This window comes from Pusillimonas caeni (genome assembly GCF_003545815.1).
In the GTDB taxonomy this organism is placed as follows: domain Bacteria; phylum Pseudomonadota; class Gammaproteobacteria; order Burkholderiales; family Burkholderiaceae_B; genus Pusillimonas; species Pusillimonas caeni.
Genome location: NZ_PDUW01000001.1, coordinates 241,694 through 263,727 on the forward strand (window position 1 = coordinate 241,694; position 22,034 = coordinate 263,727).

General features: G+C 58.8%; 26 protein-coding genes. 14 read left to right on the forward strand and 12 right to left on the reverse strand.

The window, feature by feature from the left end; translation table 11 throughout:
* Positions 1-44: 44 nt before the first annotated feature.
* The 5 genes from CSC67_RS01085 to CSC67_RS01105 all read left to right on the forward strand — a co-directional run bounded on the left by CSC67_RS01085 (position 45) and on the right by CSC67_RS01105 (position 2,211).
* Positions 45-476, forward strand: coding sequence for a YchJ family protein (locus CSC67_RS01085; protein ID WP_118992668.1), 432 nt, complete (start codon positions 45-47; stop codon positions 474-476).
* Positions 477-600: 124 nt separating this feature from the next.
* Entirely contained in the window at positions 601-1,026 is a 426-nt protein-coding gene (locus CSC67_RS01090) for a hypothetical protein (protein WP_118992669.1), read from the forward strand.
* Between the two features lie 117 nt (positions 1,027-1,143).
* Positions 1,144-1,392 carry a type II toxin-antitoxin system Phd/YefM family antitoxin gene (locus CSC67_RS01095; protein WP_118992670.1) on the forward strand — a complete coding sequence of 83 codons (249 nt, stop codon included), beginning with the start codon at positions 1,144-1,146 and terminating at the stop codon, positions 1,390-1,392.
* Entirely contained in the window at positions 1,389-1,775 is a 387-nt protein-coding gene (locus tag CSC67_RS01100) for a type II toxin-antitoxin system VapC family toxin (protein WP_118992671.1), read from the forward strand. Before CSC67_RS01095 ends, CSC67_RS01100 begins: the two co-directional genes overlap by 4 nt.
* A 10-nt stretch (positions 1,776-1,785) precedes the next feature.
* Positions 1,786-2,211 carry an NUDIX hydrolase gene (locus CSC67_RS01105; RefSeq protein ID WP_118992672.1) on the forward strand — a complete coding sequence of 142 codons (426 nt, stop codon included), beginning with the start codon at positions 1,786-1,788 and terminating at the stop codon, positions 2,209-2,211.
* Positions 2,212-2,222: 11 nt separating this feature from the next.
* Here CSC67_RS01105 and CSC67_RS01110 read toward each other — a convergent pair whose 3' ends face one another.
* The 3 genes from CSC67_RS01110 to CSC67_RS01120 all read right to left on the reverse strand — a co-directional run bounded on the left by CSC67_RS01110 (position 2,223) and on the right by CSC67_RS01120 (position 4,629).
* On the reverse strand, positions 2,223-2,870 hold the full coding sequence (locus tag CSC67_RS01110) for a tRNA-uridine aminocarboxypropyltransferase (protein ID WP_118992673.1): 648 nt from the start codon (positions 2,868-2,870) through the stop codon (positions 2,223-2,225).
* 208 nt (positions 2,871-3,078) lie between these two features.
* Positions 3,079-3,486, reverse strand: coding sequence for a cupin domain-containing protein (locus tag CSC67_RS01115; RefSeq protein ID WP_118992674.1), 408 nt, complete (start codon positions 3,484-3,486; stop codon positions 3,079-3,081).
* Positions 3,487-3,501: 15 nt separating this feature from the next.
* Positions 3,502-4,629, reverse strand: a complete 1,128-nt coding sequence (locus CSC67_RS01120) for an ABC transporter substrate-binding protein (protein ID WP_118992675.1) — start codon at positions 4,627-4,629, stop codon at positions 3,502-3,504.
* 146 nt (positions 4,630-4,775) lie between these two features.
* Between CSC67_RS01120 and CSC67_RS01125 the strand changes: the two genes are divergently transcribed.
* From CSC67_RS01125 to CSC67_RS01145, 5 genes are read left to right on the forward strand one after another with little or no spacing between them, the layout of a single operon-like run.
* Positions 4,776-5,546 carry an SDR family NAD(P)-dependent oxidoreductase gene (locus CSC67_RS01125; protein ID WP_118992676.1) on the forward strand — a complete coding sequence of 257 codons (771 nt, stop codon included), beginning with the start codon at positions 4,776-4,778 and terminating at the stop codon, positions 5,544-5,546.
* 38 nt (positions 5,547-5,584) lie between these two features.
* Positions 5,585-6,946: an aromatic ring-hydroxylating dioxygenase subunit alpha gene (locus CSC67_RS01130; RefSeq protein ID WP_118992677.1), complete on the forward strand. Its 1,362-nt coding sequence runs from the start codon at positions 5,585-5,587 to the stop codon at positions 6,944-6,946.
* A gap of 13 nt (positions 6,947-6,959) precedes the next feature.
* Entirely contained in the window at positions 6,960-7,466 is a 507-nt protein-coding gene (locus CSC67_RS01135; RefSeq protein ID WP_118992678.1) for an aromatic-ring-hydroxylating dioxygenase subunit beta, read from the forward strand.
* Positions 7,467-7,484: 18 nt separating this feature from the next.
* Complete coding sequence (locus CSC67_RS01140; protein WP_118992679.1) at positions 7,485-8,300, forward strand: DODA-type extradiol aromatic ring-opening family dioxygenase; 816 nt, start codon at positions 7,485-7,487, stop codon at positions 8,298-8,300.
* Positions 8,297-8,614: a hypothetical protein gene (locus CSC67_RS01145; RefSeq protein ID WP_118992680.1), complete on the forward strand. Its 318-nt coding sequence runs from the start codon at positions 8,297-8,299 to the stop codon at positions 8,612-8,614. Before CSC67_RS01140 ends, CSC67_RS01145 begins: the two co-directional genes overlap by 4 nt.
* Here CSC67_RS01145 and CSC67_RS01150 read toward each other — a convergent pair.
* Positions 8,547-9,227 carry a GntR family transcriptional regulator gene (locus tag CSC67_RS01150; protein WP_118992681.1) on the reverse strand — a complete coding sequence of 227 codons (681 nt, stop codon included), beginning with the start codon at positions 9,225-9,227 and terminating at the stop codon, positions 8,547-8,549. The genes CSC67_RS01145 and CSC67_RS01150 overlap by 68 nt on opposite strands.
* 83 nt (positions 9,228-9,310) lie before the next feature.
* Between CSC67_RS01150 and CSC67_RS01155 the strand changes: the two genes are divergently transcribed.
* Together CSC67_RS01155 and CSC67_RS01160 are read left to right on the forward strand one after the other, a co-directional pair.
* Positions 9,311-10,024, forward strand: a complete 714-nt coding sequence (locus tag CSC67_RS01155; RefSeq protein ID WP_167752704.1) for an SDR family NAD(P)-dependent oxidoreductase — start codon at positions 9,311-9,313, stop codon at positions 10,022-10,024.
* Between the two features lie 2 nt (positions 10,025-10,026).
* On the forward strand, positions 10,027-10,794 hold the full coding sequence (locus CSC67_RS01160) for an alpha/beta fold hydrolase (RefSeq protein ID WP_118992683.1): 768 nt from the start codon (positions 10,027-10,029) through the stop codon (positions 10,792-10,794).
* Positions 10,795-10,841: 47 nt separating this feature from the next.
* On the opposite strand, the gene CSC67_RS01165 is transcribed toward CSC67_RS01160, so the two are convergent.
* The 7 genes from CSC67_RS01165 to CSC67_RS01195 all read right to left on the reverse strand — a co-directional run bounded on the left by CSC67_RS01165 (position 10,842) and on the right by CSC67_RS01195 (position 18,394).
* Complete coding sequence (locus CSC67_RS01165; RefSeq protein ID WP_167752705.1) at positions 10,842-11,912, reverse strand: aromatic ring-hydroxylating oxygenase subunit alpha; 1,071 nt, start codon at positions 11,910-11,912, stop codon at positions 10,842-10,844.
* Between the two features lie 25 nt (positions 11,913-11,937).
* Positions 11,938-13,026: a substrate-binding domain-containing protein gene (locus tag CSC67_RS01170; protein ID WP_245220082.1), complete on the reverse strand. Its 1,089-nt coding sequence runs from the start codon at positions 13,024-13,026 to the stop codon at positions 11,938-11,940.
* A gap of 72 nt (positions 13,027-13,098) precedes the next feature.
* Positions 13,099-14,079, reverse strand: coding sequence for an ABC transporter permease (locus CSC67_RS01175; RefSeq protein ID WP_118992686.1), 981 nt, complete (start codon positions 14,077-14,079; stop codon positions 13,099-13,101).
* Complete coding sequence (locus CSC67_RS01180; RefSeq protein WP_118992687.1) at positions 14,076-15,644, reverse strand: sugar ABC transporter ATP-binding protein; 1,569 nt, start codon at positions 15,642-15,644, stop codon at positions 14,076-14,078. The genes CSC67_RS01175 and CSC67_RS01180 overlap by 4 nt, the downstream gene beginning before the upstream one ends.
* A gap of 102 nt (positions 15,645-15,746) precedes the next feature.
* Positions 15,747-17,111, reverse strand: a complete 1,365-nt coding sequence (locus tag CSC67_RS01185) for a metal-dependent hydrolase family protein (RefSeq protein ID WP_118992688.1) — start codon at positions 17,109-17,111, stop codon at positions 15,747-15,749.
* A 14-nt stretch (positions 17,112-17,125) separates the two neighbouring features.
* On the reverse strand, positions 17,126-17,947 hold the full coding sequence (locus CSC67_RS01190; RefSeq protein WP_118992689.1) for an alpha/beta fold hydrolase: 822 nt from the start codon (positions 17,945-17,947) through the stop codon (positions 17,126-17,128).
* A gap of 21 nt (positions 17,948-17,968) precedes the next feature.
* Positions 17,969-18,394, reverse strand: a complete 426-nt coding sequence (locus CSC67_RS01195; protein ID WP_118992690.1) for a RidA family protein — start codon at positions 18,392-18,394, stop codon at positions 17,969-17,971.
* A gap of 302 nt (positions 18,395-18,696) precedes the next feature.
* On the opposite strand from CSC67_RS01195, the gene CSC67_RS01200 reads away from it, so the two are divergent.
* Together CSC67_RS01200 and CSC67_RS01205 are read left to right on the forward strand one after the other, a co-directional pair.
* Entirely contained in the window at positions 18,697-19,389 is a 693-nt protein-coding gene (locus CSC67_RS01200) for a GntR family transcriptional regulator (protein WP_118992691.1), read from the forward strand.
* A 30-nt stretch (positions 19,390-19,419) separates the two neighbouring features.
* Positions 19,420-20,292 (forward strand): fumarylacetoacetate hydrolase family protein, encoded by an 873-nt coding sequence (locus CSC67_RS01205; protein ID WP_118992692.1) that lies wholly within the window; start codon positions 19,420-19,422, stop codon positions 20,290-20,292.
* Positions 20,293-20,328: 36 nt separating this feature from the next.
* Here CSC67_RS01205 and CSC67_RS01210 read toward each other — a convergent pair whose 3' ends face one another.
* Positions 20,329-21,984 carry a flavin-containing monooxygenase gene (locus CSC67_RS01210; RefSeq protein WP_118992693.1) on the reverse strand — a complete coding sequence of 552 codons (1,656 nt, stop codon included), beginning with the start codon at positions 21,982-21,984 and terminating at the stop codon, positions 20,329-20,331.
* Positions 21,985-22,034: the final 50 nt, after the last annotated feature.

Consider the following 22,034-nt stretch of genomic DNA (forward strand, 5'->3'; position numbering starts at 1 on the left):
TTCAGCCCGGTCTTGGCGAACCAGCGTCAAGTGATATTAGTGCAATGAGCAAATTCCAGCATAGCGCCCCTCTCGACGGCGCTCATACACCCTGCCCCTGCGGAAATGCCGCGACCTACGAAGCATGCTGCGGGCGCTGGCACCATGGCCCTCAACGGCTGATGGCGCCGGATGCGGAAGCCCTGATGCGCTCGCGCTATGCGGCTTTCGTGTTGGATGAGCTCGATTATCTATTGGATACCTGGCACGCCAGCACCCGGCCGTCCAGCCTGGAGGCCAACGCGCCGGGCATGAAATGGCTGGGCTTGCAGGTGCGGCGTCATGAACGCCAGGACGCCGACCATGCCACCGTCGAGTTCGTTGCCCGGTCCCGCCACAACGGACAGGCCTCCCGGCTGCATGAAGTCAGCCGTTTCGTACGGGAAGACGGGCGATGGTTTTATGTGGACGGCGACTTTGTGCAGAAGAGCCGGTAAGTAGAAGCTTCGGAAACTACGCGCGGCAATTTAGTCACCTTCAGCCCCATCAGCCTCGATACTTTGGGTAGCCTACTCGCATGCCGCCTGTGCGATGCAGGCGCTCCAACCCAAAGAGGCCCTCATGACACTCCTTGCCCGCATCAACAAGCTGAAAAATACCGTTCTACAGGCGCAAGATTTGAACAAAGCCTGGATAGAATTTTTTGACCTGACGGCCCATCCCGACTTCATGAAGCAGGCGGGCCCAAGCCGCCTGGAAAACCTCGGCGTCATACTTGAGCAAATCGGCAAAAGCATGGCGCCCAACGAGTCCGGCAAGCTTCGGGCGGCTCCGATCGTAAGGTGCAATGGCACAGATTTTTATCACGGTGCGCTGGACATCGACGGCAAGCCCGGAGCGTTCATTTACTTCGATGATGTCGGCGTCGGCATGGCGGCGCTGGTAACGTACGGCACGAAGACGGAGCTATGCCGGTTCACCGCCACGGTGGTTCATAGTCCGCACTGCTTTGTGCCTGCTACGACACAGCAGCCGGCGGTGCATTGACCGTATTCCAGAATTGATCATACGGGCCTAGACCCATCCAGCCGCTCTCTTTATGCTTTCGCACGGCTTGCATACTTGGCTAGACCAGACTAAGCTAGAAGGCATAGGAGGCGCATTATGCGATTAGTAAATATGCTTCAAGCTAAGTCCACCCTTTCAAAATTGGTCGAAGAAATCGAGCAGGGCAAGCAAACCGAGATAGTCATTGCTCGGAACGGCCGCCCTGCCGCGAAGCTGGTGCCTATTGACACCGCCCCCACGGACGAGCGCATTGGCGTAGCCAAGGGCAAATTCAAGGCTCCGGACGACATCGATACACACAATGATGAAATAGCGCGCCTCTTTTTGAACGGAGCATCGTCGTGAACTTGCTGTTGGACACCCATGTTGCTCTATGGGCGATCACAGACGACCCAAAACTTCCCGAGCATGCAAGGAAGCTTATTCAAGCGCCAAAAACAACGGTATGGGTCAGCGCCGCCAGTATTTGGGAGATCGCCATCAAGCACTCGCTGGGGCGAGGTGTAATGCCCGTATCGGCGCACGAGGCCACGCAATACTTTCGTGAAGCGGGGTATCGCCTGCTTGATATAGAGGCAGAACATGCAGCCGCCATCGAAAACCTCGCCGGCCACCATCATGACCCATTCGACCGCATCATCGTCGCCCAGGCTCTTCTTGAACCGATGCGGCTCATGACGCGTGACGCTGTGGTAGCGCGGTATAGTGACACCATCATCAAAATCTGAAGGCAATCGCTTGGATCCGCTTCCGCATACACTTCACATCGCCACGGCGTGCTTCATCGACGCCTCCAATGCCCTGCTCGTGGTGCGCAAGCGAGGCACACAATCGTGGATGCTGCCCGGAGGGAAATTGGATGCCGGCGAAACGCCCGAACAAGCGCTGGTTCGCGAAGTCGAGGAAGAACTGCGGGTCGCGCTGAGGCCCGGCGACTTGACTCATCTGGGCAATTTTCAGGCGATGGCGGCCAATGAGGTCGACACGCGGGTGAATGCCAGCGTGTTCCTTGCGAAGCTTTCCGGAGGGCAGCAGTTCAGGCTCGCCGCGGAAATCGAAGCGATGGGCTGGCTTCCGCTGGATGAACCCATTCCGTCGAACGTCGCTCCTCTTCTTAGAGAGCACATTATTCCGGCGCTATTGGCGAAGGCCGTCATTAGCTGAAGCCGCGAGCGTCAAGTCTTCGCTCGCTCCGGATCAATACATATTCGGCCTTGATAATTCCGCCGATACACCTCCTCGCCCATGGCTCGCACCTGCTGCTCCACCAGCACCCTGAAGGGATTCAACAGAGGCTGAAAATCCCGTTCCGGCTCCAATAGCGACAAGCTTCGGACAATGGCCTCGATGGTCGAGACCGCCGCCGGCTCGCGGGCTTTGCGGATTCGGTACTCGGAGGGTTCGCCGGGAGGAAGGCTCAGGCGGGGCAGCGTATCCAGCATCGGATTCGCCTGAATGATCTTGCGCGCCTTGCGCCATGTGCCGTCGGGCACGATCAAAAGAGAGGGCTCTTCCGGCCGGGTCATCGACGGCAGCTGCGACACGTCTTCGCTCTTCGCCGGAAACAACAGGAAGGCCGATTCCACCGACGCGATGGCGCCATCCAACTGCGGGAAACACTCACCGATCAAGAGCTCGGCGTTCTGCAGCCCCATCGCCGCCAGGCGAGCGGTGTTCAAGGGATGCTTCGCCTCGTCCGGATGCTGCAGGATCAATACGCGCGTGCGATTGAAGATCCGTGGCACATGAGCGCACAGGCAATGCGGCATCGGACGCAGGCAGCGCGCACATACGGGTCGAGGCTGTTTCTTCGGGGCAGGCATGAGCCGATTTTACGAAATCGGGCGGGCCCCTCGTGCACGGCACAGCTCAGGCGGTCACGCCCCTGTACTCATCGCGGCTTTGGCCCCGAGGCCGGCTGTATATTTCGTGATCCGGATCGGGCGCAACGAGACACGGCGATGGGGAAGCCGTCCGTTCAGCTTGGCCCACAGGCAGCCACCTATCGCTGAAGACGCAGCGCTTGCCGCATCAGCTTTCGATGCGGAAGCCGCGCGAATCGGTCTTGACGTCCGGCTTGTAGTTCACGATCCGCTCCGGGGAAATGTGGATGCCCAGCAGCTGGGTGACCTCGGTCGGGCTGGTGGTGAAGGCGTGCCACACGCCGGGGGGCAGCTCGACGGTGTCGCCCTTCTTCGCCACCACGGTTTGCACGCCGTTCTCTTCGACCCGGAACTCGGCTGAACCCTCGAGCACGATCAGGTACTCGGTATAGGGGTGGCAGTGAAAGGGCACGTCGTAGCCCGGCTGGCATGTCTGCAACGCAGTGCGAATCGGCGTGCTTTTCTCCGCGTCTCCGATCAGCACCCGCAAGTCGCTTTTAGGGCCATAGGACACGTACTCGGTGTCTTCGATCCGTTTTACTTTGAACCCGTTCACGTCCTTCTCCTTCTGTTACTGAGATAGTTTCCATTCGCCGTCTTTCACCTGCACCAGCACGCGCGCCCGTTCGTCCACGCCATAGTGGTCGCTTGGGCTCATGCTGTAGACCGCATGGGTGCCCTTGACCTCTTTGTTGCTTTCGAGCGCGTCGCGCAGCGCCTGGCGGAACTCGGGGGTGCCCGGCTTGGCCGTTTTCAGGGCGACCGGAATCGCGGCCTGGATGAGCAGGCCCGCATCCCAGGCATAGGCGGCGAAGGCGTTGCGGCTGCCCGCGCCGTAGCTGCCCTCGTAACGCTCCAGGAACTCCATGCCCGTGGCCTTCAAGGGATGATCGTCGGGCAGCTGCTCTGCAACGACCACGGCTCCGGTCGGGGCAATGACGCCTTCGGCGCTTTTCCCCGCCACGCGGATGAAGTCGCGATTGACCACGCCGTGGGTGTGATATATCTGCTGGCGGTAGCCGCGGTCCACGGCCGCAAGCTGGGGCAGCGCCCCCGGCGTTCCCGATGCGCCCACGAATATGGCGTCCGGCTTGGTAGACACCACTTTCAGAACCTGGGAGTTCACGGAGGTGTCGTTGCGGGTATAGCGCTCATTGGTGGTCACTGTGATGCCACGCGCCTCGCCGCCGTTCTTGGCGAAGTTGTAGTTCATGTCGCCCCACGAATCCGAGAATCCGATATAGCCGAGATTCTTCACCTTATGGGCCTGCATGTGGTCCAGCAAGGCGTTGACCATCAGGGGAATGGGCTGGGGCACGGCGAATGAATACGGCTGTTCGGCGGCCTTGATGGGAATGGGGCAAATGGCGATCAGCGGGATCTTGGCCTCGTTGGCCACGCTGCCCTGGGCGATGGCGACCGGCACGGTGCTCGAGCCGATGATGACGTCGACCTTTTCTTCGCTGATCAGCTTGCGGGCGTTTCTTGCGCCCACGGTCGGATCGCTGGTGTCGTCCAGCATGACGTAGCGAACGTCCTCTCCCGCGACCGTGCGCGGCAATAGGGCCACGGCATTGGCCACGTGAATGCCCAGCGAAGAACCAGGCCCCGTCGAGCTGACGGACACGCCCACCACCACTTCAGCGCAAACGGCGCCGGACCATGCGGCCAGCAGCAGCGCCAAGAGTTTCTTTCTCATGTTGTCTCCTTGGTAGATGGCGATTCCCTATTTTCTTGTTCACCGCCGTAGAATACTAATGTAGAATACTACACTAGAATACTACGGCGGGATCGGTTGTGCGTCAACAATAAGACGAGGTTGCGCCATCAATGCAGGAGGAGGCGATGTCACAGCAGTTGCAGAACAGGGTTGCGCTGATAACGGGCGCCGCGAGCGGCCTGGGGCTTGCGATTGCGCGACGGTTCCTGGCCGAAGGAGCCGGCGTGGTCGCATTCGACCGCAGCGGGCCGGCCCTGCAGAAGGAGTTCGGGCTGGGCGAGGCCGTATGTTGCGAAGGCGACGTACGCTCGCCGGCCGACAACGCGCGCGCCGTCGCGCTGGCAAAAGAGCGTTTCGGCCGGCTCGACGTGCTGATCGCCAATGCCGGCGTCTATGACAACCGCAGGCCGTTCCTCTCCTTCTCGAACATCGAGCTGGAGGCCGCGTTCGACGAGCTTTTCGCCGTCAACGTCAAGGGATACTTGCTTGCCGCGCGCGCCGCGGCGGAAACCCTGGCGCAGCACCGCGGCTCCATCATCTTCACCAGTTCCGTCTCGGGCGCCCATGCAGGCTTCGGCGGTGCGCTGTACGTGTCGGCCAAGCATGCCATCAACGGCTTGACCAAGCAGCTGGCCCTGGAGCTGGCCCCGCAGGTCCGCGTCAACGCCGTCGCGCCCGGTTATGTGCCGACGGCCCTGCGCGGCCTGGAAAGCCTGGGCCAGGGCCAGAACCCCAGCGCTCCCGCCGCCACCGACCTTCCATTGCAAGCCATTGCAACGCCGCAAGACTATGCCTCGGCCTACGTTTTTCTGGCATCGGACGCGGCGGCGCACATGGCGACGGGAAGCATCCTGGACCTGAATGGCGGAACCGCGCTTCGCGGCCCCAGGGTTTAGGGGCGCGAAGCCTGTACTTTTCGTTAGAGGACACAAGAATGAACGATTCGACCACCTTGAGCACAACGTTCGACATCGACGCGACCCCCCTTCCCCCTTTGATTCCGGCCGATGCCGCCATGGGCGAATACCGGGCCGGAGAGCTCTTGGCGCCCGACGGCTCGTCCGTCGACCGCCGCGTCTTCGTCGATGAAGGCCTCTATCGCCTGGAACAAGAGCGGATATTCGCCAAATGCTGGCTGTACCTGGGCCATGAAAGCGCCCTGCCCGAGAACGGCGCCTTCCTGACAACCACCATGGGCGAGGATCCAGTCATTCTGGTGCGCGACAAGACCGGCCGCCTGAGGGTCTATCTCAACAGCTGTACTCATCGGGGCGCCAGGGTGTGCCGGGTGGACTCCGGCGTAACGACTACGTTCAAATGCCCCTACCATGCCTGGACGTTCAACACCGAAGGCCAATTGACCTCCGTGCCGCGCCTGGGCCCCGTATACGGCGACAAGCTGGACCGCAGCCTGCACGGCTTGCGCGAGGCGCCCCACGTCGACAGCTTCGGCGGCATGATATTTGCGAGCTGGGATCCGCAAGCGCCGACGCTGCGCGAATACTTGGGCGACATGGCCTTCTATCTGGACCTCATGCTGAACCGCATGGAAGGCGGCACGGAACTCATCGGCGGCGTCCACCGGTGGACGATCAACGTGAACTGGAAGATACCGTCCGAGAACTTCGCCGGCGACCATTATCACGTCTCGTCCACGCACGGCGCCGGCGTCGAGATGGGCTATCGCAGCCGCCTGAGCAACGACGGCTACTGTATCCAGACCGGCAACGGGCACTCCATTGGAAGCGAACGCGGCGGCGCGCAGCAGGGCACAGCCGTCAAGACAGACTATGACGCCTTCATCGCCCAGATGCGCAGCGAACTGGTGGACCGGTACGGCGAATCGGCCTCGGCCTTCGTCCCCATCGGGGTCGGCACGATATTTCCCAATATGTCCTTCCTGGACAGCGCGCGCTTCCGCTCTTTCCGGGTATGGCATCCGCGCGGCGTGGACAAGATCGAAGTGCATTCCTGGTGCCTGGTCGACAAGGCGATGCCCGCGGAGCTCAAGGCAGCCGTACGCAAACAGTATTCCCTGGCCTTCGGCCCCGGTGGAATCTTCGAACAGGACGACGGCGACGTCTGGCAAAGCGTGCAGGACAACCTGCGCGGCCACATCGGGCGGCAAGGGCGGTTCAACTACCAGATGGGACTCGGCCGCGAGGCGCCTACCTCTTCCAGATACGGCCCGCCCTTTCCAGGCAGCACCAGCGACATTCTGATGACCGAAGCCAATCAAAGGGCGTTCTACAGACACTATGCCTCGCTGATGGCCGACCCTCGCAGCAAGCCGTAATCTTGGAAAAACCATGACTGACGTAATGAACACTCAATTATGGACGGCGGTGGAAAATTTCTATCGCCGCGAAACCCTGCTTCTGCAGGACCGCCGCTATCGCGACTGGCTGGAACTGATGGACCGCGGCATCAGCTATCGGGTGCCGGTCACCACCTCGACCCTGAACGGGCTGGAGAGCAGCGAGGACGAGCTGGGCTACTACGACGAGGACTTCGAACTGCTCAAGGCCCGCGTCGCCAAGCTGGAAAGCAAGCAGTCCTGGGTAGAGCAGCCGCCCTCGCGGCTGCGCTATTTCATCCAGGTGGTGGACGTCGCCCACCAGGACGACGGGCTGATCGTCGCCCGAAGCAACCTCCTGCTGCTGCAGTACCGATGGAATATGGAGCAGCAGTTCAGCGGCGGCCGCACCGACCTGCTCGTGCCTCAAGAGGACGAGGGCAGCTTTCTCCTGCGCAATCGGCGCGTAGTCCTGGACCGGCAAGCGCTCGGGAACCAGGGCTTGAGCGTCTTTTTCTGAGAACGGAGGCATTCACCCATGCTAGCCGCCGCCACCGTGCATTTCCCCTACATGACCGCCTGGCCGGAGCAGGCCCGGCCGGAACACCGCGACGCCACGCATCAGGGCTTCGACCGCATCGGCAATGCCTTTTCCGATGCGGGTGTGGAGACGCTGATCGTTCTGACGAGCGAGCACATTGTCAACCTTCAGCCCCGCATGGCGCCCCCCTTTCTCATCGGTACGGGCGCCGTGCATGCCGCTTTTCCCGAGCCCCAGTTCAATCTCGAACCGGTGACCCGGCCCGGCGACCCGGAACTGGCATACGACCTCGTAGAGCACCTGTACGACCAGGGCATGGACCCCGCCCATTCCAGCGAGCTTCGCCTGGACCACGGCACGACGCTGCCCTTGCAGCAGCTCCGGATTGCGCCGCATGTCCGCATCGTGCCCATTATCGTCAACACCCTGTTCCCTCCCCTGCCCACCCTGAAGCGGTGCAGAATGCTGGGCAGGGCCATCGGCGATGCCCTGCGTGACATGGGCATGGACAAACGCGCAGGCATCCTGGCGACCGGCGGTATCTCACACGCCGTGGGCGCGCCGGGCATGGACCTCAACCATCCGCAGTTCGATTCGGAGTTCGTCGCCGCGCTCGTGGCGGGCGACCTGGACAAGGCGTGCTCGTATTCCGACAGCGAGCTGGACGCCCTGGGCAACGGCACGCACGAGATCCGCAGCTGGATCGCGGCGGCCGCGGCCGCGCATCCGGCGCAGCCCGAAGTCGTGACGGCCATTCCCTATGCGCCGGGCTGGCACACCGGCGTGCATCAGATGTTGTGGAGGACGCCATGAAGGAAACCGCCGTCACGCAGTTCCTGATCGATATTACGCGTGGACACCTGAAACAGGCTTACGCGGAGGACAGCCCGAAAGTGATCGCCGCGTCGCCGCTTTCCGAAGCGATGCGCGCCGCCGTGCGTGAACAGGACATCGCCGCGCTGTGGCTGGCAGGCGTCTCGCCCATGGCGCTGCTGTATTTCGCGCGGCTTTCGGGCTGGTCCATGGAGCGCTATTACGCCTGCATCGCCGAAGCGGACCTCACGAAAGCCGATCGAGCCGGCTCTGTTCGAGAAGTTCGGCACGAGCCGCCACAAAGGCGTCGATAGAGCTTTCCACATGATCGGTGATCACGCGCCGCGCTTTCTTCTGGTCGTGCCGCTCGAGCGCATCGACCAGCTCGGCGTGCTCGCGCACGACATTCTCATCGCGCAACGAAGTCAGGCGCGCGCCGCTGGCGATCAAGTACATCTTTCCCCGAACGCTCAGCAGCTCTCTACGGATCTGGTGCAGGCCCGCCATTTCAGCCATCCGGATGTGGAAGGCTTCGTCGATGGTGTACATGTCCTCCCGGCTTGCCGAAGCGCCATTCAGGATGTCGCGCAACTCCGCGATGTCTTCGGCGGTAGCCGTCTTGCACAGGCGGTCCACGACGATCTGCTCCAGGGCGACGCGCAGCAGGCGGATCTCGCTGATGGCGGCCTCGTCCAGGTCGATAAGGCGATACCCCCTTTTGGGAACGATTTCAACCACGCCGTCCCGGTACAGGTTCAGCAGCGCTTCGCGGACCGGCGTCCGGGATACGCCCAGCGATTCGGCAAGAGTGCTTTCAGAGAAAAACTGGCCGCGTGGAATCTTGCCGTCGCGGATCGCGCGGCGGATAGCCTTATAGCCTTGCTGGGCAAGGGTTTCGGAGCGAACCAGGCTGGAGAGGTTTGACATTGCACACTCATCGATAAGAAAAATCTTTTGCCGCACGTAGTATGTCACATTCTACCTGCGGCAGCTTGTCACCAAGGAAATTCATGGATATCGGATTGAAAGACAAAGTCGCTCTGGTTACAGGCGCTTCGCGCGGCCTGGGCCGCGCCACGGTCGATGCCTTGGCCGCTGAACAGGCCAGGCTCGTGGTCGTCGCGCGGCAAAGCGCCGAACTCGAAGAAATGGAATCGCTTTACCCCGGCCGCTGCAAGGTGATGGCCGGCGACGTGCGGGACCCGGCCCTGCCCCAGGCGGCGGTCGACTTGGCCTTGAAGGAATTCGGCCGGCTGGACATAGCCGTCGTCAACACGCCGGGGCCCCGTGCGGTCCTGCCCCTGGAGGCCCAGGACAGCGATTTCGCCTCTGCCTTCGATTCCACTTTCTATCCGGCTGTCAGACTGGTGCGTTCAGCCGTTTCAGCCATGCAGGAAGCAAAGCACGGACGCATCGTCATCATTTCATCGACCAGCGTCAAGGCGCCCAAGCCCTTCCTGTGCCTGTCCGCCGCTGCGCGCAGCGCCTTGTGGGCCTGGGCCAAGAGCGCCGCACCCGAAATGTATGCAAGCGGAATCACGATCAACGCCCTGTTCGCCGGCCCCCACCAGACCGGACGGGCGCTGGAGCTGGGCGTGAAAGACAGGGTGATCGGCCGGCCCGACGACTTCGGCCGATTCGTCGCCTCTTTGTGCGGGGACACGACTGGCTACATCACCGGAGCGGGTTTTCTTGTCGATGGCGGCGAACTGACGGGCATCTGACCATGGAAACATCCCATACAACGTTCATCGGCCGCGGACCGCGGCTTTTGCTGCTGCATGGCATCGGCGGAAGCGCCACAGCCTGGAAAAAGCAAATCGAAAGGCTGAGCGGCGATTTCTCTTGTCTCGCCCCGGATCTGCCCGGGTACGGCGACGCCCCGACCGCCCAGGGCGACGGCCTGCGGCCCATCGTCCAGGCCACGGCCGATCTGCTGGCCGGCGAACCCGCCCATGTGCTGGGCGTCTCGTTCGGCGCATTGCTTGCATTGACCCTGGCGCGCCATCACCCGAAGCTCGTGCGTTCACTGGTGCTTGCCGATGCGACCCTGGGCCGCGCCCATATGGCTGCTCAAGCGCGGGAACAATGGCTGGAGAAACGCCGCTCGCTATCCACGAGCCTGCAGGAAGTAAGCCTGGAAAGGGCCGCCGAGATTGCATCGCCCGCTGCGTCGCCGCAAGTCATTGACGAGATAGCGCGGCATATGCGGCGGGCGCGGCCCGAAGGGTATATGGCGGTTGCCAACGCCATCGCGTCCACGGACGCCCGTCCCTGGCTCCCTGCGATCACGCAACCGACCCTGGTGCTGTGCGGGGAGGACGACCGCGTTACCGGCCCCGAAGTATCCCGGATTCTGGTCGATGCTTTGCCGCATGCCAGCCTGAGCATCGTCCCCCGGTCCGGGCATGCTCCCCATATCGAGCAGCCCGATGAGTTTGCGCGTGTGGTGCGGGAGTTCTTGCTTGAGCCAAGATCACTGCGGCCCACGTAGTAATCCACATCGAATACGGGGCCGGCGGGCAGGGCACCTACACGAAACTATCGCGACTCACGCTCCATGTATGCCTGAAGCTGTCGACGAGCCATTAGGCCGCCCTGATCCGCTATTGCACTTACTTCCGGAAGTTCCAACGGCGCAGGACTTTCATTGATACGCCGTTGAATTGCCTCAAGAACTTCTTTATCTTCGGCAAACGCCGTTTGAGCAATACTGGCTATCCACGCTGAGGCATTGTCATGAACTCCATAGTTGCGAGACGCCGCCCACCAATAATGATGGGTTGTATTCGTTTCTGGAGTGGTCAAGTGCTGAAAGCGAAACAAGTACTCCGAACGCTCACCAGGCTCCGCATTGGGATCGACAATGGTCGCTGTAAACAAGTGTTCGGCCGGAGAAACCGACATGCCTTTATCTGTTCGATTGACCAGCCGGTCTCCCCACTCTAGGTCCTTATTGTAGATGGGAGACAGAGGTTGATTGTTGAACTCTTTGATGAATGCCACTCGGGATCCTTCCTGCACAAAGGTAGCAGCGGCTTCATAGTCGTCCAACGCTCCAAACGTAGTTTGATGTACAAAGGGAAAATGAGTCAGATCGAGTACATTTTCCTTCAGTAACATGTAATTGGCCATAATGTTCAAATGGCCACCAGCCCAAACCCAGTTCGGATCTCTCAACCACGGGAAATCGGAAACCTCTTCAATATCAGCTTCTTCCTCCGGTCCCATCCATATCCATAGAAATGGAGCACGCTCCACGATGGGAAAAGTTCGCAGAGCTCCCCGCTTCGGGCATCTCTCTTGAGTTGGAATTTCCACAAGCTTCCCTTCGTGCGAATACTTGAAGCCATGATAACGACAAACGACCTTGTCGCCATCGAGCCACCCCATCGACAGGGGCAACCCCCGGTGGATACAGCGATCTTCCATTGCCGCTACTGATCCATCGCTCTTGCGATACAGTAAAACGTCAGTGCCCAGAAGCTTACGCGATACCAGTTTGCCATCTTCCAGTTCTTCAGATCTACCAGCCACCCACCATAGATTCAACGGATAATTGGCGTTTCTAGGATCATATGGCTGGCATTGCCCAATCGGTGTACTGCTCATTACGACCTCCATAAATAGATCTTATTCAATTACCACTAACTTTCCAGTCTTTAGGCGGATACTCGTAGAAGTTATATGGATGGGTTTCAACGTTATCTTTCGTAATCAGTACGGTCGGCACGTTGAAATGCGGATATGGAACGCTGTCGTTAGGCTTGTCCAACGGAGGCATAGGCAGGCCCTCATGCTCACGTATTGCATATTGCACAATCAGGCGGCCCATGATAATTCCTGGCTCAGATGCAACAGCAAGCATGCGGCCGTCTTTAATCATGGTTTCTTCTTCTTTGACCATGGTGCTGGTCAATACCTTCACTTTCCGGCCCGACTGACGCACCGCCTGAGCAGCCCCCATCCCCAAATAGCTAACCGGCGTAAATACGTACTGCGCATCAGGGGTTCGCATCAATAAGTCTTGGGTTTGAGACAAACCGTCTGCCAACGTCATGTCGCCTTTGAAAGCAGGATCTCCCAGATCAGCTCCGCACTTGGTCGCAACCTCTTTGAACCCCTCGTACCGTAAACGGGACCATTCCAGGCCAGCAGACCCGGGAACAACGATCACCTTTTTACCTTTTGCCCCGTCATCGCATAAAGCCTTCCCGAGTGAGCGTCCAATTTGAAAATCGTCTTGCAGCACGCCAAAGGTTACCTTCGCACTATTTACGGGGATGCCGGCAGAAATCGTTTTAATGCCTGATTTTGCAAGATCATTAATGACTGGATCGAAACCTGAGTATGCCGCAGGTGACAACACTGCATAATCGACACCTAGTGATTTGAAGGCCTGAAGCTGAGCGAACTGCTCTTTTACATTCCCATAGGCCCCTGCCACTGAAACCTGAGCGACCTCCACTCCTGAACGCTTAGCCTCATCAATAATTCCATATGCAATTCCTGTATAGAAGTTGTCCATGAGATGCACAACGGTAATACCAAGCGTCAAAGGCTTTGTAGCTTGAACGGGTTCAACCAAACCCAACAGCCGATCAGACGTATCTTGAGCTTGAGCAGTGGCAAACGCCAAGGCTCCAGCTGCCACCAAAGCTCCGACAATCGCCTTGCCCACCATATTTCGTCGATTGCCTGTAAGCGTAGTTATTAGTTTCTTCATGTTATCTCCTGGTTATGACGTAGTTAAATCGTGGGTGTGAACTGCATTAACTATTAAGCTGGGTCAAGCACTTCAAGTACGTCTGAATCTGTCAAGGATTACTGCGATAATGATTACAATTCCAACGATCAACGTCTGAAAGTAAGCGGAAACACCGGTGATATTCATAACGTTTGAAAGCAGTGAAAGCACCAGAACACCGAGGAAAACCTGCCAGATGGTTCCTCTTCCTCCTGTCAGCGCCACTCCGCCAAGCACAACTGCGGCAATGGACTGAAGAGTCAAGCTGGGTGCTGCAATAGGCTGTGCTGAACTAACCCATGCCGTTAATACGATGGCGCCAATACCGGCACACAAGCCGCTAACGCCATATACCAGAATCGTATATAAGCGGACATTCACTCCCGACTTCGCTGCTGCGGACTCGCTGGAACCCAACGCATAGACATACCTACCAAAGATGGTATGACGCAATACCAAAGCTGCCACAATCGCTAGGATCAAAGCCATCCATACCATTATCGGCAGACCCGCAAAGGTACCGAAGCCGATCGAATCCACGTAAGGAGCGGGCACATCATAGATAGGCACGCCATTCGACAGCATCAAGGCAAGAGCCTGCGTTACGGACAGCATCCCTAAAGTGACCACCAACGGGCTGGTGCGGAACCACGCGATAATCACCCCCGAGGCCAAGCCCGAGATAGCGCCCACAAGCAACATTACCGCGACTCCTGCGGCAATTCCGATTTCGGGCATCAGGATTACGCCAGCAACTCCGGCTAGCGATAGCACCGAGGACATTGATAGATCCAAACCGCCGCGCATAATGGTAAAAGCCTGGCCAATGGATATGATCAGTAGCGGCACCAGCTGGCGAGCCAGGTTCATAAAATTATCTACAGACAAGAACCTAGGCTCTATGGCTCCCGCGACAAGAGCGATCGACACTATCAAGGCCGGTAAGATGGCATCCGCCAGGTTCAATTTGGTAGTTTTCAAAATCGACTCCTGGCGCGAGAAGGGCCGGAGCCCCAAGCTTTTTCCGTTCATGACTGCACCTCGTATTTTCCTAGTACATCACCCACAATTTGTGCTTGACACGTTTCATCCGGAGCTTCGTATTGATTCACAATATGTCCCTGATGCAGGGTATAGATGGTGTCGCATAAGGCAATGACCTCCGGCAGATCGCTGGAAAGGACCACCACACTTAACCCCTGAGCAGCAGCCGCTTTTATCCGCTCGTGTATCTGTTGTTTCGCGCCGATATCCACCCCTGCCGTGGGCTCTTCTAATACAAGCAGGTCACGCGCGCCCGCCATCGCCCGGGCAAGAAGAATTTTCTGTTGATTGCCGCCACTGAGACTTTCAATGGTGTCCTCCTGACAGCCGTACTTCACTGCCGCGTCTGCCAGCTGCTGTGTCGCGCGTTTACATTCAGACGCTCGACTCAGCCACCCCATTACACTGAATTGATGTAGCTGTGTCAGCATCAGGTTTTCTCTGATCGATCGCTGGCCCAAAACACCGTTTTGCTGTCGGCCCGCGGCAAGATAGCCCACGCCACGACGCATGGCTTCAACAGGCTGCGATGGCTTGAAGCTCTTTCCGCCCAGCAGATATCGAGCGTTACGGAAAGTTCTCAAGCCAACTAGCCCTTGGACTATATCCTCCGCTCCACAGCCCAACACCCCGTATAAGCCGACAATTTCACCGCGCCGAACAGGAATTTTCGTTGTGCCGTTAACTCCGCTGGTCTCAATTTCAAGAAGGATTTCTCCAACGGTCTCTCGCAGCTCGTGCGTCGCCTCGAAAACCTGGCGCTGCCCCGTCAACCGTTCTAGTACATCCGCTCCTTGCAGGTGGTCTTCCAGAGCAAAAGAGTCGACGCATCGCCCGTTGCGCATCACCGTTACACAATCGCCAACTTCCATCACGTCATCTATGTGGTGCGTAACGAGAATCACAGAGATCCCGCTCGCACGGAGGCGACGCAAAACCGTAAAAAGCTGTTGCTTCTCGACCGCGCCCAACATGGCCGTTGGCTCGTCGAACACAATCAATCGTGGTGCGTTCATCAACGCCTTGCCAATCTCTACCAACTGCTGGGTTCCAATAGGCAAGGTGCTAACCGGCTTTTCGAGATCGAGCTCCAGGCCAAGCTGTGATAAGACATCAACCGCCCTTCTTGATTCTCCTTGCCTACTAAGACACCATTTCGTCTCGGCGCCAAGCCAAAGATTGTCACGAACCGAAAGGTCGGGCGCCAAGGAGAGCTCTTGGTGTACTACTGCAATACCCAATGCGCGAGCGTGGGAGGGGCTATTGATACGTACCTCTTGGCTCTCCAGTAGAACGTCACCTGTATCGGGGGCATACAAGCCTCCAATGATTTTTCCAATGGTAGATTTGCCCGCACCATTTTCCCCAAGGAGGCAATGTATTTCCCCTGCCTCAAACGAAATGGAGACATCCGTCAGCGCTTTCGTTGCTCCGAAGCTCTTGCTTACCGCCCTTAGTCTCAGCAGCGAAGAGGACTGCACGGAAGTTACCTCTACTGGCCTATGCGGCACATGAGTGGCAGCCTGAAAATCTTGAGCCGTCACGTTTGTCATATGAGACTCCCTGCCAACCCCTGCTTCTGAAGTGCGTTGCTCATGTCTACTCCTTTGATTCTTTATCTGTTCTAAAGTCTTTTTCCAGATAAACTCGTACGCTCACTCTGGAATCAGGTGACCGCGCCCCGTCTCTTCATCGAATACATATAAGCCAGCAAGGAATGTCTTGGTTCGTTCGTACCATTTGCGCTTGCGCGGCGCTGGCGGCGTGCGATCGATGGGCTCCCCTCCCTTGAAGATGAAGTCGAAACGGCTGGGCCGCTGCAGCAAGGTGATATCTTCGGTTGGGTCACCCGGAAGCACGATGAGATCGGCATAACGTCCGGCTTCGATCTTGCCAACCTGGTCACGGTAACGGGGCGAAAGAAGCCTTGTTGCACCCAAGGTGTTTGAATGTATGGCCTGCAAAGGGGTCATGCCCAGATACTTGATGAAAATCTCCATCTCACGAGCGTGCCACTGGCCGTAAGGCACCGGCGACCAACCAGCCTCACTGCCCGCAATCAAGGGCACACCGGCATCGAAGGCTCGACGCAGATTCTTGCTGGCTGCTTCGACTTCACGTTCGAATGCCGTCGCGGATGACGCGCCCGCTGTAGCCGGATTGGCTTCGATCAAATTGACCAACAATGTCAGCGTGGGCGTGATGACGGAGTTGTTCTTGAGACACGCTTCGATTCCGGCGTCATCTATATATGAAGCATGGAAAATGTTATCGAAACCTGCCAGTGCGGAATCGCGCGCTGAATCGCACGAACGTGCATGGACACTGCATAGCTTGCCCAAGCGATGGGTTTCATCGGCGATGATCTTGAGCTCTTCTAAAGTGAACGCCGAAGCGCCCAATGCATCGGGAGTAATCAGATTGTCATTCGAGCCCGACACTTTGATAGCGTCGACTTCTTCCTTTACCTGCAGACGTATCGCTTCGATGAGGTCGTCTCTATTCTTTACCAAGACCGCCGATTGCCCCAGGGGGAACTCCATATTGCTAGGGAAGGAGTCTTCAAGGCCCTGATGATTGGTGATCTGCTTGCCCGATACCGTGAAACGGGGCCCAGGAAACATGCCGGTATCAATTGCATCGCGCACGGCCTGGGCTACGCCAAACGTAGTCGCTGCATCGTATGCGCTGGTCACCCCCGCCTGCAAAACCTTCTTGGAGTAATACAGCGCCTTGGCGGTGCGAAACTCGGGCGGCGTATACAGCGCGTTCTCTTCTTCCGAGCGCGACTCGCCGAATGAAATATGCGTATGGCCGTCGACCAGGCCGGGCATGACGGTGCGTCCGGGCAGGTCGACCAGTTCATATTCGGCCGGGTTGTACTGCGCGGGCAGCGCGTCGGCCGCCCCCACCCAGGCGATGCGTTCGCCGTCGACCACCACGGCGCCCCGTTCTATGGGCGCGTTCAGCGTGCCGTCGATCACCTTGCCCTTGATCAGATAGCCCTTGAGCTTATCCATGGTAATTTGCCTCGCTAGTTGTTGTTCAAGAGCCCGTCGAAGAACTCGTTGGCCATGGCCAGGAACGTGGATGTGCGCTCGACGGCAACCGAGTGGGAACAGTCGCTGAGCAGCATGAGGTCGGCCCGTTTCAGCTTGCCCGCAATCTGTTCCGAGCATGAAGGCGGGAAAGACCCGTCTTCGCGCCCATGCAGCATAAGCACGGGGCACTGGACCCGCGCCAGGGTTTCGTCGGACAAGATGGCGGCGTCGATGTATTTTTGCTGGTCGTCCCCGAACATTTCGTCAAAATAGTCGGCGTAGCCCGGGGCGAAGATCACCTGTTCGCGCGCCTGCAGGTAGGCTTCGTCTATGCCCGACGTGTCGTGTATAAGGCCCGACAGCGCCGCGACCAGCTGTTCGCGGTTGCGGGGGCATGTCCAGGTGCGGGAGGTTCCGGGCTGAAGCTTGAAGTGGGCCCCCATGGCGCCGGTGGTCATGATGCCGGCCACGCGCGGCTGGTCGGCCGCCATGGTGAGCCCGATGGAAGCCGAAAGCGAATGCGCGATGACCCCGACCCGCTTATGGGGAATGCGTTCTAGCATGGCGGTGGCCTGGCGCACCCACAGCGGGTAATCGAAGTACGGCGCGGCGGGCTTGCGGCCGCTTTTGCCGAAACCGATCATGTCGGGGGCGTATACGTCGAAGCGCTCGGCTAGGGCGGGCAGCACGGGCCGCCAATTGCCCACGCTCGAAGCGCCCGGCCCCGACCCATGAAGCAGCAGAAGAGCCGGACCGCCCCCGGCCCGATAGCAATTGACCGGGATGCCTTCGAATTCGAAGCTTTCTGTGATCACGATCTGGCTCCTGGGCAGTGGCTACTCGCCGATGTACGCGGTGGCTTCGACCTCGATGAGGAAGTCTTCCTTGACGAGGCGGTCGATGGTAAGCAGCGTGTTGGGCGGGTAGTCTTTGTCGCCGAAGAACTGCGGGAACATTTCGGCGCGCAGCCTCATGAAATGGTCGATGTCCTGCGAGTGCACGAGATAGGTGGTGAACTTGAGGATATTGCTGTAGTCGCCCCCCAGCCCCCGCAGCACGTCGCCCAGGTTGCTGAACACCTGGCGAAATTGCGCATCGAAATCGTGCTTGCCCACCACGCCGCCATCGGCCCCCACCGATAACTGGCCGGCGATGAACATGAGCTTGCCGTCGGGCGTGCCCACGTGGGAATACAGGCCTTGGGCGGGGCAAGAGCCTTCGGGATTCAGATACCTGACGGGACTGGTTGCATTGGTGGTCATTGCGACTCCTTTCAAGAACGCGATTTGGGTGCATCCGATAAACTTTATACAAAATAAAATTTATGGAATGACTCAATGATAAAGCTGTCTATTCAGGATTGAATAAGTGTTTATACCTAGCTGCCGAATAAAATTCCTATAATGCCTATAGCAAGTAGATATATGACGCCATTAATGTCTGGTTTTGTATATGGATGCGAGGCACGGCTATGTAGTCCGAGTATTGACCACTACAACTTATTTTTTATACAATCCATAAAAACACGGCCTGAGCAGGCTAATACAAGGGGCTTTGACAGGACATGAGCGCACACGAATTCACCGGAATCGGCCCTGCCGAAACGCTACCCAGCATCGTCTATAAAAAGTTGCGGGACGCCATCTTGAACGGCGTGTTCAGCCCCGGGCAGATGCTTCGGCAAGATGAAGTCGCGGCCAAGCTCGGGGTCAGCCGCAGCCCGCTGCGCGAGGCCCTGCCCCGGCTCGAGGCGGACGGCATCGTGGTGCTGCATCCCCGGCGGGGATACGCGGTCGCATCGCTCGACCCCAAGCAGATCACCGAGGTTTTCGATCTTCGCCGCCTGCTCGAAACCGAACTGGCGCGCCGCTCGATTCAAAAGCGCACCGAGGCCGACATCGCGCGCATATACGCCATCATTTCCGAGATGACGCCCTTGGCTGAACAGAACAACGCGGCCAGCACGGCGCGCTGGTTCGATCTGAACATGCAGTTCCACACCGCCCTGCTCACCCCCGCCGAATGCCCTCATCACCTGAAGGCGCTGGAGCATTCGCGCAACCTGATCGAATCCTACATACGCACCGAAACCCACCTGACAGGCGACCTGCGCCAGGCGCAGGAAGAACACACACTCTTGGCAAAAACCTTCGTCATGGGGGAAATAGGCCAATTCGTCGAGCTTACCCGTCAACATTCCGAACACACGCGCGACCGCCTGCTCTCGCGTCTACCTGCGCTCGACACGGAATCCTAGCTGACATCAACGACCAAAAGGGGACACTTCATGAAACTCGCCACGTTAAGCCATCGCGACGAGACATTTGTAGCAGCCATAGACAGCGACGCCGCAACCGCCCGGCCGATCAGCATCGACGGGCGGCCCGTAAGCGACATGCTCGAACTCATCGGGCACGCCGCCTCAGGCGGCAGCTGCAGCCAGGGCGATCCCATCCCGCTGGGCGAGGCCACTGTCCTGGCGCCCATTCCCCGGCCGCGCCGCAACGTCATGTGCGTAGGCAAGAACTACTACGAGCACGCACACGAGTTCACCAAAAGCGGCTTCGACAGCAGCGCCTCCAGCGCCAGCGACGCCGTGCCCAAGGCGCCCATCATCTTCACCAAAATGCCCGAGTCCGTCGTAGGGCCGGACACCGCCATCGGCTACCCCGGAAACCAATGCGAGCAGCTCGACTACGAGGCGGAGCTGGGCGTGGTGATCGGCAAGGCGGGGCAAAGCATCAAGCCTGAAAACGCCATGGACCACGTGTTCGGCTTCGTCGTCATCAACGACCTGACCGCGCGCGACCTGCAGGCGGTGCACAAGCAGTGGTTCCTGGGCAAATCATTTGAAACGTCCTGCCCCATGGGCCCGTGGCTCGTCACCGCGGACGAAGTCGACAGCGGCGACCTGCAGGTGCAGTGCTGGGTGAACGGCGAGCTTCGGCAGAACTCCAACACGCGCGATCTCATCTTCGACATACCGACCTTGATCGCAACGCTTTCCCGAGGCATGACCCTGCTTCCCGGCGACGTCATTGCCACCGGCACGCCGGTAGGCGTGGGAATCGGCTTCACTCCGCCCAAGTTTCTGCAACCGGGCGACAAGGTCGAAGTGGAAATCACCGGCCTGGGCCGGTTGAGCAACACCATTCGATAAACCTGCGGGCGCATTGTTCAATGCGCCCGTGGCCATTCAGTGTCCCGAAAATTCCGGGGTAGCCGAGGCAGCGCTCAACCGGAATCCTTCGTACCCATTGTCCGCCACCTGGGTGATCTTCTTGTAGTAATTTCCAACGCCGCCTACATAGGGCATGAACACGACCGGCTTGCCCGGGATGTTGGCGCCATGGAACCATGAATTTCTGGATTTGGCGTACAAGGTTTTGCCAGCCATTTGCGTTACGTGCTGCGTCCACTCCTCTTGGGCGTGTAATGTCGGTTCGATCAGGGAAAAGCCATGCTGCTTCATGTAGGCTATGCACGCGACAATCCATTCGACGTGCTGTTCGATGGACGTGACCATGTTGCTGAACACAGAAGGGCTGCCTGGGCCGGTGATGACGAACATGTTCGGGAACCCGGTCATGCATAGACCAAGGTACGTTTTCGGACCTTCAGCCCAAGCCTCACGCAACGAAAGCCCATTGCGCCCAAGAGGGTTGATTTTCGTCATTGCCCCGGTCATGGCATCGAACCCGGTGGCGAAGATCAATACGTCCAGTTCATAACTGCGCCCATCGACAAGTTGTATTCCCGAACCTGTGACACAATCGATGGGCTTGTTCTTTACGTTGACCAGGGTGACATTGTCGCGGTTGAACGTTTCATAGTAGTTCGTGCCCGAACATAAACGCTTCGTGCCGATATACAGATCGCGGGGACATAGCGCTTCGGCGGTTTCTTTGTCCCGCACGATAGCGCGGATTTTTCCACGTACGTATTCCGCCGCGACGTCATTGACTTCCGCGTCCGTCAGAATGTCCTTGAAGGCGCGCATCATATATAGGCCGCCAAGCCGCCAGCGATTCTCCAGTTCAGCCAGGCATGCCTCGGGCGTCATTTCTTTGCCCGACAAGTGGTTGGTTACCTGATTGTGCCCGAATCCCGATGCCCACGCGAACCTGCGGCGGTCGGGGTAGTGCTGCTTCCATTCCTTCTCTACTTCCGGTTTCGTTGGATGGTTCTGGGCCGGCATAGTGTAATTTGCCGTTCTCTGGAACACGTACAGATGCGCCGCCTCCTCGGCCACAAGCGGAATCAGCTGCGTGGCTGACGAGCCCGTACCGATCACCCCTACCCGCTTGCCCCGGACATCAACGCCTTGCGATGGCCAATCGCCGGTATGGAACCATTCGCCTTTGAAGTCTTCGAGCCCTTTCATTGAAGGGACTTGAGTCACGGACAGCACGCCCGTGGCCATGATCGCGTAGCGCGCCGCAAAGACCTCGCCGGCATCCGTCACCAAGACCCAGCGCTCCTGCGCCTCGTCAAAGCTGGCCTGCGTGACGCGGGTGTTCAGTTGAATGTCGCGGCGCAGATCGAACCTGTCCACCACATGGTTTATGTAGCGCAGGATCTCGGGTTGGCTTGCATAGCGTTCCGACCAGTGCCACTCTTGCTGCAGTTCGTCGGAGAAGGAATAGGAGTAGTCCAGCGATTCGATATCGCAACGGGCGCCGGGATACCGATTGTGGTACCAAGTGCCGCCGACTCCGCCCCCCGCCTCGAGGATGCGGGCCGATATGCCGCTGCGCCGCAGCTGATATGCGGCGCAAACGCCTGCCAAACCTGCTCCGACCACGATGGCGTCGAAGTACTTGATCGCAACGTCGTGATCTTTGCTTTGCATTCTGTTCCTCCTGGGTGTTCCCTCTCGTGGCGGCAATCGTCGATCGCATA